Annotated in this window: 16 protein-coding genes; 10 read left to right on the top strand and 6 right to left on the bottom strand. The window is 64.2% G+C overall.

Translation table 11 applies throughout. The annotated features are described in order from the left end of the window. Window positions 1-26: 26 nt before the first annotated feature. From cobA to NYR55_RS00410, 5 genes are read left to right on the top strand one after another with little or no spacing between them, the layout of a single operon-like run. Complete coding sequence (gene cobA, locus NYR55_RS00430; protein WP_260019287.1) at window positions 27-827, top strand: uroporphyrinogen-III C-methyltransferase; 801 nt, start codon at window positions 27-29, stop codon at window positions 825-827. Beyond that, entirely contained in the window at window positions 824-1,117 is a 294-nt protein-coding gene (locus NYR55_RS00425; RefSeq protein ID WP_260019286.1) for a DUF2849 domain-containing protein, read from the top strand. The genes cobA and NYR55_RS00425 overlap by 4 nt, the downstream gene beginning before the upstream one ends. A 41-nt stretch (window positions 1,118-1,158) precedes the next feature. Beyond that, entirely contained in the window at window positions 1,159-2,790 is a 1,632-nt protein-coding gene (locus NYR55_RS00420) for a nitrite/sulfite reductase (protein ID WP_260019285.1), read from the top strand. Next, complete coding sequence (locus tag NYR55_RS00415) at window positions 2,783-3,208, top strand: DUF934 domain-containing protein (protein WP_260019284.1); 426 nt, start codon at window positions 2,783-2,785, stop codon at window positions 3,206-3,208. The genes NYR55_RS00420 and NYR55_RS00415 overlap by 8 nt, the downstream gene beginning before the upstream one ends. Beyond that, window positions 3,201-3,983: a phosphoadenylyl-sulfate reductase gene (locus NYR55_RS00410; protein ID WP_260019283.1), complete on the top strand. Its 783-nt coding sequence runs from the start codon at window positions 3,201-3,203 to the stop codon at window positions 3,981-3,983. The genes NYR55_RS00415 and NYR55_RS00410 overlap by 8 nt, the downstream gene beginning before the upstream one ends. A 24-nt stretch (window positions 3,984-4,007) precedes the next feature. Here the strand turns inward: NYR55_RS00410 and NYR55_RS00405 are convergent, their stop codons facing one another. Continuing rightward, window positions 4,008-5,498, bottom strand: a complete 1,491-nt coding sequence (locus NYR55_RS00405) for a replicative DNA helicase (protein WP_260019282.1) — start codon at window positions 5,496-5,498, stop codon at window positions 4,008-4,010. A gap of 109 nt (window positions 5,499-5,607) precedes the next feature. Here NYR55_RS00405 and NYR55_RS00400 point away from each other — a divergent pair, with 109 nt between their 5' ends. From NYR55_RS00400 to dcd, 4 genes are read left to right on the top strand one after another with little or no spacing between them, the layout of a single operon-like run. Next, window positions 5,608-6,090 carry a UPF0262 family protein gene (locus tag NYR55_RS00400; RefSeq protein WP_260019281.1) on the top strand — a complete coding sequence of 161 codons (483 nt, stop codon included), beginning with the start codon at window positions 5,608-5,610 and terminating at the stop codon, window positions 6,088-6,090. Between the two features lie 5 nt (window positions 6,091-6,095). Next, window positions 6,096-6,788: a GH25 family lysozyme gene (locus NYR55_RS00395; RefSeq protein WP_260019280.1), complete on the top strand. Its 693-nt coding sequence runs from the start codon at window positions 6,096-6,098 to the stop codon at window positions 6,786-6,788. Between the two features lie 8 nt (window positions 6,789-6,796). After that, window positions 6,797-7,267 (top strand): cytidine deaminase, encoded by a 471-nt coding sequence (locus NYR55_RS00390; RefSeq protein ID WP_260019279.1) that lies wholly within the window; start codon window positions 6,797-6,799, stop codon window positions 7,265-7,267. Then, window positions 7,264-7,818: a dCTP deaminase gene (gene dcd / locus NYR55_RS00385; protein WP_260019278.1), complete on the top strand. Its 555-nt coding sequence runs from the start codon at window positions 7,264-7,266 to the stop codon at window positions 7,816-7,818. Before NYR55_RS00390 ends, dcd begins: the two co-directional genes overlap by 4 nt. 54 nt (window positions 7,819-7,872) lie before the next feature. Here the strand turns inward: dcd and NYR55_RS00380 are convergent, their stop codons facing one another. The 5 genes from NYR55_RS00380 to NYR55_RS00360 all read right to left on the bottom strand — a co-directional run bounded on the left by NYR55_RS00380 (window position 7,873) and on the right by NYR55_RS00360 (window position 11,099). Continuing rightward, a complete protein-coding gene (locus NYR55_RS00380; protein WP_260019277.1) occupies window positions 7,873-8,247 on the bottom strand; it encodes a tetratricopeptide repeat protein in 375 nt (124 codons plus the stop codon). Between the two features lie 318 nt (window positions 8,248-8,565). After that, window positions 8,566-8,997 (bottom strand): biopolymer transporter ExbD, encoded by a 432-nt coding sequence (locus tag NYR55_RS00375; protein WP_260019276.1) that lies wholly within the window; start codon window positions 8,995-8,997, stop codon window positions 8,566-8,568. 12 nt (window positions 8,998-9,009) lie between these two features. Then, complete coding sequence (locus NYR55_RS00370) at window positions 9,010-9,489, bottom strand: biopolymer transporter ExbD (RefSeq protein ID WP_260019275.1); 480 nt, start codon at window positions 9,487-9,489, stop codon at window positions 9,010-9,012. A gap of 91 nt (window positions 9,490-9,580) precedes the next feature. Then, window positions 9,581-10,342: a MotA/TolQ/ExbB proton channel family protein gene (locus NYR55_RS00365; RefSeq protein WP_260019274.1), complete on the bottom strand. Its 762-nt coding sequence runs from the start codon at window positions 10,340-10,342 to the stop codon at window positions 9,581-9,583. A 76-nt stretch (window positions 10,343-10,418) separates the two neighbouring features. Then, a complete protein-coding gene (locus tag NYR55_RS00360) occupies window positions 10,419-11,099 on the bottom strand; it encodes an energy transducer TonB (protein ID WP_260019273.1) in 681 nt (226 codons plus the stop codon). A 443-nt stretch (window positions 11,100-11,542) separates the two neighbouring features. On the opposite strand from NYR55_RS00360, the gene NYR55_RS00355 reads away from it, so the two are divergent. Beyond that, entirely contained in the window at window positions 11,543-12,184 is a 642-nt protein-coding gene (locus tag NYR55_RS00355) for a hypothetical protein (protein WP_260019272.1), read from the top strand. The last annotated feature ends 5 nt before the right edge of the window (window positions 12,185-12,189 follow it).

The raw sequence follows: 12,189 nt of genomic DNA, 5'->3' as shown, positions 1-12,189 counted from the left end.
GCCTCGCCCAAACGCATCTCGCAGCGATGGAAAGCAACGCTCCCAAGCGGCTGAACCACGATGGTGTCGGCCAGGTGATCCTGGTCGGAGCAGGTCCGGGCGATCCGGACCTGCTGACCATTGCTGCGTATCGCGCGCTGACCACCGCCAGCATCGTTGTGCATGACGGCCTGGTCGGTGGCGGGATCATGGCGTTGATCCCCGAAACGGCGCGCAGGATCAGCGTCGCCAAGCAGCGTTCGCGCCACGCCCTGCCACAGGAGGGGATCAACGCCCTGCTCGTCTCGCTGGCAAAGGACGGTCATGATGTCGTTCGGCTGAAGGGCGGGGACCCGTTCATCTTTGGTCGCGGTGGCGAGGAAGTGGCCGAGCTGGAGGCCGCGGGCGTTCCCGTTAGGGTCATTCCGGGCATTTCGGCGGCCATCGGCGGCGCGGCAGAGGCACTGTTGCCGCTGACGCACCGCGATCACGCCAGCGCCGTTACCTTTGTCGCCGGGCAATGCCGCGGCCTGTCGGATCAGAACTGGTCCGGGCTGGCGGGCAAGGGGCGGACGCTGGTCATCTATATGGGCGTTGCGACCGCCACGGACATTACGGAAAAACTGATTGCTGACGGCGTATCGCCGGGTATTCCCGTTGCGGTGATCGAACGGGCGACACGGCCCGACCGGCGCGTGCTGCGCACGCTGCTGACCGACCTCGGCGACATGATCGTGCGGGAAGGCGTGGCCAGCCCCGCGATCATCGTGGTGGGCGAGGTCGCTGCGCTGGCCCGCGCGACGGACGCACTGCACCAACTGGCCAATCAAGCGGAGACAATTGCGTGAAATTGCTGACCGGAAACGATTTGGCATCGGGCGATGTGATCTGGTGGACCGGATCGGGCTGGTCGCGCCATGTCGCCGACGCGGTGGATGTCGGGACAGAGGGCGAGGCGGTGCTGAACGCCGAACAGAGCGCCCGCCGGGTCAACGCCGCCTATCTGATCGACGCGGTCGAAACGCCGGACGGCCCGCGCCCCGCCCATATCAAGGACCGGATCCGGGCGCTTGGCCCCACGGTGCGCCTTGACCTTAGCCTTTCGCCGGACGCCGATCTGGCGACGGTGGTGAAATGAACATCCGCATTCCGGCACGTGCCGGCGCGACGAGGTAAGCGATGTACAAGTACGACCAGTATGACCAGGCGATCGTCGATGCGCGGGTTGCCGAATTCCGGGATCAGGTGCGCCGCCGCCTGGCCGGAGAGATTACCGAGGACCAGTTCAAGCCGCTGCGCCTGATGAACGGCCTGTATCTTCAGCTTCACGCCTATATGCTGCGCGTCGCCGTCCCCTATGGCACGATGGACAGCCGCCAGATGCGGATGCTGGGCCACATCGCGCGGAAATATGACCGCGGATATGGCCATTTCACCACGCGCCAGAACATCCAGTACAACTGGATCAAGCTGGAGGATGCGCCCGATATCCTCGCCGATCTGGCCAGTGTCGAGATGCACGCCATCCAGACCAGCGGCAATTGCATCCGCAACATTTCGTCCGACCAGTTTGCCGGGGCCGCCGCAGATGAGGTGACGGACCCGCGCCCATGGGCCGAACTGCTCCGCCAATGGAGCACGTTCCACCCCGAATTCAGCTATCTGCCGCGCAAGTTCAAGATCGCGGTCATCGCGTCGCCCACCGACCGGGCAGCAATGCGGCTGCACGATATCGGGATCGAGATTGTCGAGCGGAACGGCGAGCATGGCGCCCGCGTATTCGTGGGCGGCGGCATGGGCCGTACCCCGATGATCGCGCCGGAGATCAAGGATTTCGTGCCGCTGGCCGACCTGCTCAGCTATCTTGAGGCGTGCCTACGCGTCTACAACCGCTATGGCCGGCGCGACAATATCTACAAGGCGCGGATCAAGATCCTGGTCCACGAAATCGGCGCGGACGATTATCGCCGTCAGGTCGAGGAAGAGTTCATCGCGGTAAAGGCGCTGGGGATCGACCCGCCACAGGCCGAGTTTGATCGCATCGCCGCCTATTTCGCCGCGCCCGCGTTCGAGCAGGGGCTGACCGATACGCTGGACCGGACCGATCCCGATTTCGCAGTGTGGGTGGACCAGAATGTCGGCGCGCACAAACAGCCCGGTTATTCTGTCGTCACGATCAGCCTGAAGCCCGCAGGTGGCATCCCGGGCGATGCGACCGCCGATCAGATCGATGTGATTGCCGACCTTGCCGAACGCTACAGCTTTGACGAACTGCGCGTTACGCACAGCCAGAACATCGTGCTGCCGCATGTCCGCAAAAGCGACCTGTACGCCGTGTGGCAGGCGCTGACGGAGGCGGGTCTGGCAGAGCCGAACCTGGACCTGATCAGCGACATCATCGCCTGCCCCGGTCTGGACTACTGCTCGCTGGCCAATGCCCGCTCGATCCCGGTGGCGCAAAAGATCGCGACGCGATTTGCGGATATCGGTCGCCAGCGCGAACTGGGCGAACTGAAGCTGAAGATTTCGGGCTGCATCAACGCCTGTGGGCATCACCATGCCGGGCATATCGGCATTCTGGGCGTCGACCGGAAAGGCGTCGAGAATTACCAGCTGCTGCTGGGCGGATCGGGTGCCGAGGATGTCAGCCTGGCGACGATCACCGGGCCGGGTTTCGACGAGGATGGCATCGTCGATGCGGTTGAAAAGGTGACTGACGTCTATCTGCGCGACCGGGTGGAGGGCGAACGCTTCGTCGACACCTATCGCCGCGTCGGCATGGCCCCGTTCAAGGAAGCGCTTTATGGTTGAGCCCATCCGTTTCCGCGACGACGCGGCCGTGCAGCAGACGCCCGTTCCGCTGGACGCCTTCCTCGGCGAATCCAATGCCAACGCCGTGCGGATCGAGCCGGGTGAGGATGCCCGCGCGCTGATCCCGCATCTTGGCCGCCTGGCGCTTGTCGAGGTGGCGTTTCCCACGTTCCGCGACGGGCGCGGCTATTCGACGGCCCGCATCCTTCGTGAGGCTGGCTATGCCGGTGAATTGCGTGCCGAAGGCGACGTGCTGGTCGATCAGGTCAATTTCATGCGCCGCTGCGGGTTCGACAGCTTTGCCCCGCGCGCACCCATCGACCCCGCCGTGCTCGATCACGCGCTGACCGTCTATCCTGTGGTCTATCAGGCAGCGGCCGACCCGGCCGTGCCAGTGTGGAAACTGCGCCATGGCTAAATCCGTTGCCACCCGCCCCATTGACCGGATCGACACCGCGCCGCGGTTCACGGCGGCGGATGCGCATCGGTTGAACAACCTGTTCCGGGGCACGGACACGCTGGAGATGCTGCGCACCGTGCTGGGTGAGCGGATGCTGGGCGATGCTGCCGTGGTTTCTTCGTTCGGCGCGGAATCGGCCGTGCTGCTGGACCTGATCGCGCGGGTGGATCCCGCCACGCCGGTCATCTTCCTTGAGACGCTGAAGCATTTTCCGGAGACGCTGGCCTATCGCGACACGCTGGTCGCGCACCTTGGCCTGACCGATCTGCGCATCATTCAGCCTGATCCGGAAACGCTGGCAAAAAAGGACGAAAGCGGCCTTCGCTGGTCCTATGACCCGGATGGCTGTTGCGAGATTCGAAAGGTGATCCCGCTGGCCCGGGCGCTGGCTGATTTCGATGCCAGCATCACCGGGCGAAAGGCGTTTCAGGCATCGACGCGAGCGGCCCTGCCCCGGTTCGAGCTTGACGCATCGGATACGCAGGGTCGGATCAAGTTCAACCCGCTGGTCACATGGACGTCGGCGGATCTGCAGGCCTATCTGACCGAACAGGACCTGCCCCGGCATCCGCTGGTCGAGCAGGGCTATCCGTCGATCGGCTGTGCGCCGTGTACCGCGCGCGTCGCACCGGGCGAGGATCCGCGTTCGGGCCGCTGGTCCGGCTGGGACAAGACGGAATGCGGCATCCACCTGCCGGTGCCCGACGGCGACCCGGAACAGCCGAGCTTCTGATCCTCGCGCGGCGGGCGTCGTTCCTTACTCGCCGCCGCCGGAATAGCCGGGGCCGTCATAGTCGCTGAACTTGGTGATGTTCGATTCAAAGCGCAGCATCACGCGCCCGGTCGAACCATGGCGCTGCTTTGCCACGATGAGCTCGGCCAGGCCGTGGACGCGGGCCATATGTTCGGCCCAGGCATTGTGCTTGTCATCGCCCGGTTCGCCCGGTTCGCGCATGGCGACATAATAGTCCTCGCGATAGACGAACCAGACCATGTCCGCATCCTGTTCGATCGAGCCCGATTCGCGCAGGTCCGACAGCTGAGGCCGCTTGTCCTCGCGGCTTTCTACCGCACGGCTCAGCTGGGACAGGGCGATGACCGGCACATTCATTTCCTTGGCCAGCGTCTTGAGGCCGCGGCTGATTTCCGAGATTTCCTGAACCCGGTTGTCGCCCGAATTGCGGCCCGACCCCTGAAGCAGCTGAAGATAGTCGACGACGATCAGACCAAGCTGAAAGTTCAGTTTCGATTGCAACCGGCGCACGCGGGTGTGCAGGCCGGAAATGGTCAGGCCCGCCGTGTCATCGATGTACAGCGGCAGATTGGCCAGATCGACCGACGCATCGGCCAGCTTTGCGAACTCCAGCTTGCCGATATTGCCCATGCGCAGGTCTTCGGAATTGATCCCCGACTGTTCGGCAAGGATACGCATCGCCAGCTGGTCGGCGGACATTTCCAGGCTGAAGAACGCGACCTTTGCCCCGGCCGACTTTGTGGGTGCGATGCCGCGCCGTTCGTCCTCCATCCACCGATGCGCCGCGTTGAACGCGATGTTGGTGGCGAGCGAGGTCTTGCCCATGCCGGGACGGCCGGCAAGGATAATGAGGTCCGACCGCTGAAGCCCACCCGTCCGGGAATTGACCGAATCGAACCCCGTGGTGATGCCGGACAGGCCGCCCCCGGCGTTCCGGGCGCGGGTGATCAGGTCGATGGCCGCATTGCTGGCCGCGCTGAACGATTTCACCGTCTGCAGCGCCGTGCCCTCGCCCGCGACGCCGAACAGGGCGGCCTCGGCCTCCTCGATCTGCTTGCGGGGGTCGACGCTCTCGCTGGTGTCCATTGCGCGATCAACAAGGCCGCGCCCGACCTGAACCAGCGCGCGCAGCATGGCCAGATCCTTGATCTGCTTGGCGAACTGCTTGGCCCCGATCAGCGCCGCGCCGCTACCGGTCAGCTGGGCCAGATAGCCCGGACCACCCAGCTGCGCCATGCCGGGATCATCGGCGAACAGCGGCCGCATCGTCACCGGATTGGCCAGCATGGAATCGCGGCGCAGACCGGCGATCCGTTCAAAGATGCGGGCGTGGACAGGCTCGAAAAAATGCTGCCCCTCCAGCATTTCGATGATGTCGTCGGCCAGACTGTTGTCGATCATCATCGCACCCAGCAGCGCGGCCTCTGCCTCGACATTCTGGGGCAGGCGCGGCGCATCGGCGGCGGGGCGAACGGGGGAATCAATGTCGGCCATGGGATATCCTTTAGACTGCCGCGACGCCGGCTCAAGCACCCTGGCCTGTGGAATACAGGCAAAACCCGCGATTGATTTTGCGCGCCGATCGCGGCACGGACAATGCCCCATGGCGGACCCGCGCATCATCGACATCACGCTGGACGAGCGAACGATCCTGTGGCGCAGTGCCGAGATCGAGCAGGAGCGGCGGATTGCCATGCTCGACCTGATGGAATCGAACCATTTCCGCCCTGCCCGCGCCTATCCCGACGAGTATGCCGGACCGTTCCGGATTGCGCTGCGGGTCGAGGACGGGCGGCTGGCCATCGAAATTCAGCGAACCGACGGGACGATGCTGGAAATGATCCTGCTGGGCCTGGCGCGGTTCCGGCGGATCATCCGCGATTATTTCGCCATCTGCGACAGTTACTACAAGGCGCTGCGCAGCGCGAGCCCGGACCAGATCGAAACCGTCGACATGGCCCGGCGCGGCATCCACAATCAGGGCGCGGAGTTGCTGATCGAACGGCTGACCGACAAGATCGAGATCGATTTCGATACCGCGCGCCGTCTGTTTACGCTGATCTGCGTCCTGCACATCCGGGCATAGCACCGATGACGGGGGGACAGCTTCACTGGCGGCGCTGGGCGCTGATCTTGGCTGTACTGGCAGCGCTGCTGGCGACGATGGTCGTTTGGATCGGCATCGCCCGCTGGCATCCCTCTGCCACGGATTTTCCGGTTCAGGGCATGGCGGTGGACTCATCCAATGGCGAGGTGGACTGGTTCGCCGCGCGCACCGATGACGTCGCCTTTGCCTATGTCCTGGCCACCAGCGGCGCCGGAGAGCGCGACCCGATGTTCGACCGCAACTGGCGCGGCCTGTTCGATGCCGGCATCCGCCGCGGCGCGATCCACCGATTTTCGCTGTGCCAGCCAGCAGCCGAACAGGCAGCGTTGTTCATCAGCACGGTGCCCCGCACCGCGGATCAGCTGCCCGCGATGCTGGTGATCGACAGTTCCGCAGCCTGCCCGGCTCCGGTTGATCGCACCGCGGCGATCGCGGCGATCCGCGAGTTCCTTACCCTGGCCGAGGCGCATGAGGGCACGCCGATGCTGCTCGCGATCAGCCCGGACGCCGAATCCGACTATTCGATCAGTGCGGCGATCGAGCGGCCGCTGGTCGGGCAGCGACTGCTGATTGAGCCGGGCTATCTTTCCCGGCCCTGGCAGATCTGGCAGGCGAGCGACCTGCGCCGGATCGCGGGCGCGAAAGGGACTGTTCGCTGGCTGGTGGTTGCGCCATGACAGTCCCGATGACCAACGCAAGCATTGATCCCGAACTGCTGATTGCGGCCGCCCGGACCGCGGCCGAACACGCCCATGCACCCTATTCCGGCTTTGCCGTGGGCGCGGCGCTGGCGATGACCGACGGGTCGATCGTCACCGGCAGCAACTTTGAAAACGCCAGCTATGGCCTGTCGCTGTGCGCCGAAACCGTTGCGACGGCCAAGGCATCCAGCGAGGGCCGGCTGGGGCAGGTCGTGGCGGTCGGCATTGTCGGCGGCATGATTACCGGCGGCGGCACGGCCCCGATCCGGCCGTGCGGACGATGCCGTCAGGTGCTGAACGAAGCAGCGCAGATGGGCGGGCGCGACCTGGCCGTCTATTGTTCCGGGCTGACCGGCGGCGCGATCGAGCAACACCGGCTGTCCGATCTTCTTCCCCATGCCTTTGGGCCGGCCGATCTGGGGATCGGCCTTGCCCCGACAGCGGAGCAATCATGACCATCCTGTCCGACATCTGGATCCGCGAACAGGCCCAGCGGCACGGCATGATCGAGCCGTTCGTCGAGGGCCAGCGGCGCGAAGGCTGCATCAGCTATGGCCTGTCCAGCTATGGCTATGACGCGCGCGTGGCGGACGAATTCAAGATCTTCACCAATGTGGACAGCGCAGTCGTCGATCCGAAGAATTTCGACGCCAACAGCTTTGTCGATCGCAAGACCGATGTGTGCGTCATTCCGCCCAACAGCTTTGCGCTGGCTCGTACGGTGGAATATTTCCGCGTGCCACGCGACGTGCTGGTCATCTGCCTTGGCAAATCGACCTATGCACGCTGCGGGATCATCGTGAATGTCACGCCGCTGGAACCCGAATGGGAAGGCCATGTGACCCTGGAATTTTCGAACACGACCCCCCTGCCCGCCCGCATCTATGCGAACGAGGGGGCGTGCCAGTTCCTGTTCCTGAAGGGCGATCAGCCCTGCGAGACGAGCTATGCCGACCGCGCGGGCAAATATATGGGACAGCGCGGCGTCACCCTGCCCCGACTGTAAAGGGCGTGCCGCCCCACGGCTGACTCAGCCGGAGGGCGGACCGCTAAGGTCAGGTCAGCGAGAGGCGACGGCCTGTCGCTCCGGCTTGTTCGCCATGGCAATGCCGCGCGCGGCAATGGCGTGCGCCGTGGTAACGCGCCCCCGCGTCAATTCCATATCGGCATTCGGCCCGGCAAGCACGGCATCATACAGCTTGCGGGCTTCGGCATAGCGGCCTGTTTGCACCATGATCGCCGCCAGGTTCAGCTTGATTTCCGGGCTGTCGGGATTGAACTGCGCCTCACGCAGCAGCGCGCGCTCAGCGCCGGCGTAATCACCCTCGATGATGCTGTCATGCGCCGCCGGCACCGGGGCGTTCTGCGCGGCAACCGGCGCGGCCAGCGCCAGCGCGAATAGGGCCGCCGGGGCGAACAATGAACTGCGAACCATGGCCATCCTTCCCGTCATTACGTTTTGATGGCGCGAGCATGACAGTTTGATGACTCCCTGCCAAGTAAAATGTCATCAACGTGTAACATATGCACTTTGAGGGCCGGGCGAATCGCCGGGGAACGGCCAGGTGTCTTCGGTGCGGACAGCGCAGCCGGCGCAGCCTGCTCAGCAAGATCAGCCAGCAGGCGACCCACTCTACCGACCGACATGACGCAAGGCGACGCGCTGGACGCTCGAGCGAACCAATTGCCTTCAGCAGGCAAAAAAAGAGGCGCCCGAAGGCGCCTCTTGATCCGATCTGTCGAGATCAGCCGATCAGAAATCGTTGCGATACTGTTCGTTGCCGACAAAGCCGAGCTTGGTAACATTGGCGCGCTTGATGATCGCCAGCACTTCATCGACCTTTTCATACCGGGCCGAGGCATCCGGCTGGAAATGCAGTTCCGGTTCGGGCTGCATCCCCTTGGTCTGCTCCAGATAGGTCGACAGCGTCGCCTCGTCGATCGGCGTGCCGTTCCACAAGATGGTACCGGCGGGATCGATGACGATCTTGTTCTTCTGCGAATCAATCTGCTCGCGGCGATCATTGGGATCGGGCTGCGGCAGGTCGATCTTCACCGCATGGGTCTGCGGCGGGATCGTGATGATCAGCATGATCAGCAGCACCAGCATGACGTCGATCAGCGGCGTCGTGTTGATCTCCATCATCGGATCGCTGGAACTTGCGTTCCCTGTGCTCATCGCCATGGGATCGTCTCCTTACTGGGCACTGGCGCCGACGGGCGGCTGCGAAATGAAGCCGACCTTCGGGAAACCAGCCGACTGCATGGTGTAGATGGTGCCCCCGATGCAGCGATAGGGCGTATTCACGTCGCCGCGAATGTGCACTTCCGGCAATTCCAGATTCGGATTGCCCTTGCCACCCTGCTTTTCGACCTCGGCCTCCAGCGACTTGACCGCGCGGTCGAGCAATTCCTTGCTGTCGACGCGGGTTTGCAACCAGTAGACCTCGCACCCCGACCCATCGGGCGCACCGCGAACGGCGAGCAGCACGTTTTCCGGCTTGGTCAGTGTCGGCTCAAACGCCGTCTTGGGCAGCTGGAGTTCAACCGACTGGATCGCAACCGGGATCGCGATAAGGAAGATGATGAGGAGCACGAGCATCACGTCCACCAAGGGGGTGGTGTTGATGTCGGACATCGGCGCGCTTTCGTCGCCTCCGCCTACACTCATTGCCATTTAACGTTTCCTATCCTGATCGCATCGGCGCCCGGGCGCCGCAGCGATACCGGGGCAGGCCAGGATCGGCGCTGCCCCGGCGTTTCCGTCATTACGCGGCGGGCTTGGCAGCCGGAGCGACCGGCTTGGCGGCAGGAGCCGGGGCCTTCTTCGCAACTTCGGGGCGCACCGCACCGTCCGAAGCCAGGAAGCCCAGCACGTCGTTCGAGAACGCGCTCAGCTGCTCGGCGATGAACTTGTTGCGACGCTGCAGCCAGTTGTAGGCCATAACCGCGGGAACGGCGACGACCAGACCCAGCGCGGTCATGATCAGCGCTTCACCGACCGGGCCGGCAACGGTGCCGATCGACGCATCGCCTTCTGCACCGATCTTGATCAGGGCGCGGAAGATGCCGACGACGGTGCCGAACAGGCCGATGAACGGCGCGGTCGAACCGACGGTGGCGAGGAACGCCAGACCGGTGCCGAGCTGCGAGTTAATCATGCCTTCCGAACGGGCCAGCGAGCCGTGCAGCCAGTCATGCGCCTCGACCGGGTCGGTCAGCTTCTTGTGCTGTTCCTGAGCGGCGATGCCATCGTCGACGATCTGGCGGAAGGCGGTGTTCTTTTCCAGCTTCGCTGCGCCTTCACGCAGGTTCGAGATGTTGGACCAGAAGGTTCCCTGCACGCGCTTCGCCTGATTGATCACCTTCTGCTGCTCGAACAGCTTGGTGAACATGATGAACAGCGAGAAGAACAGCATCACCGTCAGAATGATGGCGGTGGACCACGAAATCAGGCCCCCTTCGTTCAGCGCATGGAAAACGTCGAAATCGCTGGAGGCGGCGCCCTGCGACAGAATGGTGGTCAGCATGTTCGGTATTCCTCTGAAAAGTCGATCGTGAGAAGCAGGGGCATTGCCCCGGGTTCAATCCGTGAATGGCAAAAGCTTATTGCGGGATCTTCCAGACAACGCGGCGGGACGACGACGACCGGATGGGGTTGCCGTTCTGATCCTTGGCCGGTTCGTAGCGGCCGCGCCGGGTGATGGCCGAGCAGGCCGCCCGATCAAGCGCGGAAGATCCGCTTGAGCTCGTCACGCGGCAGTTTTCCACGCGGCCGGCCTCATTAATGTCCCACGAAATCGCGGTGACGCCTTCTTCACCCGAATCCAGCGAGCGTGCCGGATAATCGTCGGTCGTCACCCACTTGCTCGGATCGCCCTTCGCGCCGGCGGCCTTGCTGACCACGGGCTTGGGAACCGGCGGCGCGACAGGTGCAGCGGGCACCGGCGGCGCAGCGACGGGAACCGGCGCATAATTCGGCGGCGGCGTCGTCACAGACTGGATGATGTTCGGCGGCGGCGTGTTCGTCTGAACAATCGGCGGCGGCGTCACAACCGGCGGCGGCTGGGTTACCTGTTGAGGCTGTTCCGGCGGCGGCGGAGGCACTTCCTCCGGCGGCGGCGGCGGTTCTGCCACTTCGAAGACGTCGAGCTCAGTCGCCGCCTCCTTCACGAATTTGGTGGCCAGGCCGGTAATGAACGCATAGCCAAGTATGGCCATGAGTATGGACACCGTGACGATTGCCACGATCCGGCTGCCACCTGTGTCCCGGTCAGCATATGCCATTCCGCAACCACACTCCCTCTAAACCAGACATAAAAAAGGCGTAAGCCACCGATGCCGGATCGATGTCCCCGCCCCCTGCGCGTCACAAGCCCTGATGGTTCGTTAACGCGACCCCATTTCTCTATCGTGCCGTCCCACATGACGCAAACGCTTTGTCGGACGTAATAATTGTATAAGGTCCGGTTCATTCCCATTCTGACATTTCCCGGCAGTGCCCGGCGTCCATTGAGGTGAAAATGCACGGATTTACAACGTCTTTCGCGGCTGCGTCCCTTGCCCTCGCCTTGCCTGCGGGGGCCGGTGCGCAGCCGGTTCAGACTGTGGCTGAAATGGGGCAGGCGCCGTCGCCCTATCCCGAAATTGTCGACCTTGCCCTGCGGTCACCCGTTGTCGTTGACGCAACGATTCGGTCGCTGGCCCGAATCACCGGCCCAGAAGCGGCCATGGTTCCGCCCGGTTGGCACCGTTATTATGTCACGGTTGATGTAACCGCCCTGCTGCGCGGTGCGGACGGGTCTGTCCTGCCCCGCGTCGGCTATGTCCTGGACGTGCCGCTGGATGCGCGCGGCCGCCCGCCGAAGTTGCGCAAGGCGCGGGTGATGCTGTTTGCGCGCGCGGTGGCGGGGCGGCAGGATCAGATCCAGCTGGTCGGCCTGAATGCGCAACAGCCATGGACGCCGGCCGTCGATGCGGCCACGCGCCAGGCTGTGCGCGAGGTGATCGATCCATCCGCGCCGCCCGCGATCACCGGCATCACCAATATCTTCCATGTGCCCGGCATCCTGCCTGGCGAGGGCGAGACGCAGATCTTCCTTGCGACGGAGACGGGCGCACCGGTGTCGCTGCTGGTTCAGCGGCGTCCCGGAATGGGACGGCGATGGGCCGTCGCGCTGAGCGATATCGTGGATCAGGCCGCCGGGCCGCCGGAGCGTGACACGCTGTTGTGGTACCGGCTGGCGTGCGGCCTGCCTGCTCAGCCCACGGACGAGAACATCGCGACCGACAATCCTGCCGAGGCTCAGGCCGCGAGGGAGGACTATACCCTGATCCGCGAGGCGCTGGGCCCCTGTCCCACCCGCCGCTGACGCTG

Origin of the sequence: Sphingomonas sp. BGYR3 (assembly GCF_025153455.1) — a bacterium.
GTDB lineage: Bacteria > Pseudomonadota > Alphaproteobacteria > Sphingomonadales > Sphingomonadaceae > Sphingomonas.
Note: the sequence above shows the minus strand (reverse complement) of the source record. Positions and strands in the feature narration are given on the sequence as shown.

Bases quoted from the DNA above. Each gene is read 5' to 3' on its own strand.
- cobA (WP_260019287.1), top strand. From the start codon at position 27: ATGGAAAGCAACGCTCCCAAGCGGCTGAACCACGATGGTGTCGGCCAG.
- NYR55_RS00420 (WP_260019285.1), top strand. From the start codon at position 1,159: ATGTACAAGTACGACCAGTATGACCAGGCGATCGTCGATGCGCGGGTT.
- NYR55_RS00415 (WP_260019284.1), top strand. From the start codon at position 2,783: ATGGTTGAGCCCATCCGTTTCCGCGACGACGCGGCCGTGCAGCAGACG.
- NYR55_RS00410 (WP_260019283.1), top strand. From the start codon at position 3,201: ATGGCTAAATCCGTTGCCACCCGCCCCATTGACCGGATCGACACCGCG.
- NYR55_RS00405 (WP_260019282.1), bottom strand. From the start codon at position 5,498: ATGGCCGACATTGATTCCCCCGTTCGCCCCGCCGCCGATGCGCCGCGC.
- NYR55_RS00400 (WP_260019281.1), top strand. From the start codon at position 5,608: ATGGCGGACCCGCGCATCATCGACATCACGCTGGACGAGCGAACGATC.
- NYR55_RS00395 (WP_260019280.1), top strand. From the start codon at position 6,096: ATGACGGGGGGACAGCTTCACTGGCGGCGCTGGGCGCTGATCTTGGCT.
- NYR55_RS00390 (WP_260019279.1), top strand. From the start codon at position 6,797: ATGACCAACGCAAGCATTGATCCCGAACTGCTGATTGCGGCCGCCCGG.
- dcd (WP_260019278.1), top strand. From the start codon at position 7,264: ATGACCATCCTGTCCGACATCTGGATCCGCGAACAGGCCCAGCGGCAC.
- NYR55_RS00380 (WP_260019277.1), bottom strand. From the start codon at position 8,247: ATGGTTCGCAGTTCATTGTTCGCCCCGGCGGCCCTATTCGCGCTGGCG.
- NYR55_RS00375 (WP_260019276.1), bottom strand. From the start codon at position 8,997: ATGGCGATGAGCACAGGGAACGCAAGTTCCAGCGATCCGATGATGGAG.
- NYR55_RS00370 (WP_260019275.1), bottom strand. From the start codon at position 9,489: ATGGCAATGAGTGTAGGCGGAGGCGACGAAAGCGCGCCGATGTCCGAC.
- NYR55_RS00365 (WP_260019274.1), bottom strand. From the start codon at position 10,342: ATGCTGACCACCATTCTGTCGCAGGGCGCCGCCTCCAGCGATTTCGAC.
- NYR55_RS00360 (WP_260019273.1), bottom strand. From the start codon at position 11,099: ATGGCATATGCTGACCGGGACACAGGTGGCAGCCGGATCGTGGCAATC.
- NYR55_RS00355 (WP_260019272.1), top strand. From the start codon at position 11,543: ATGGTTCCGCCCGGTTGGCACCGTTATTATGTCACGGTTGATGTAACC.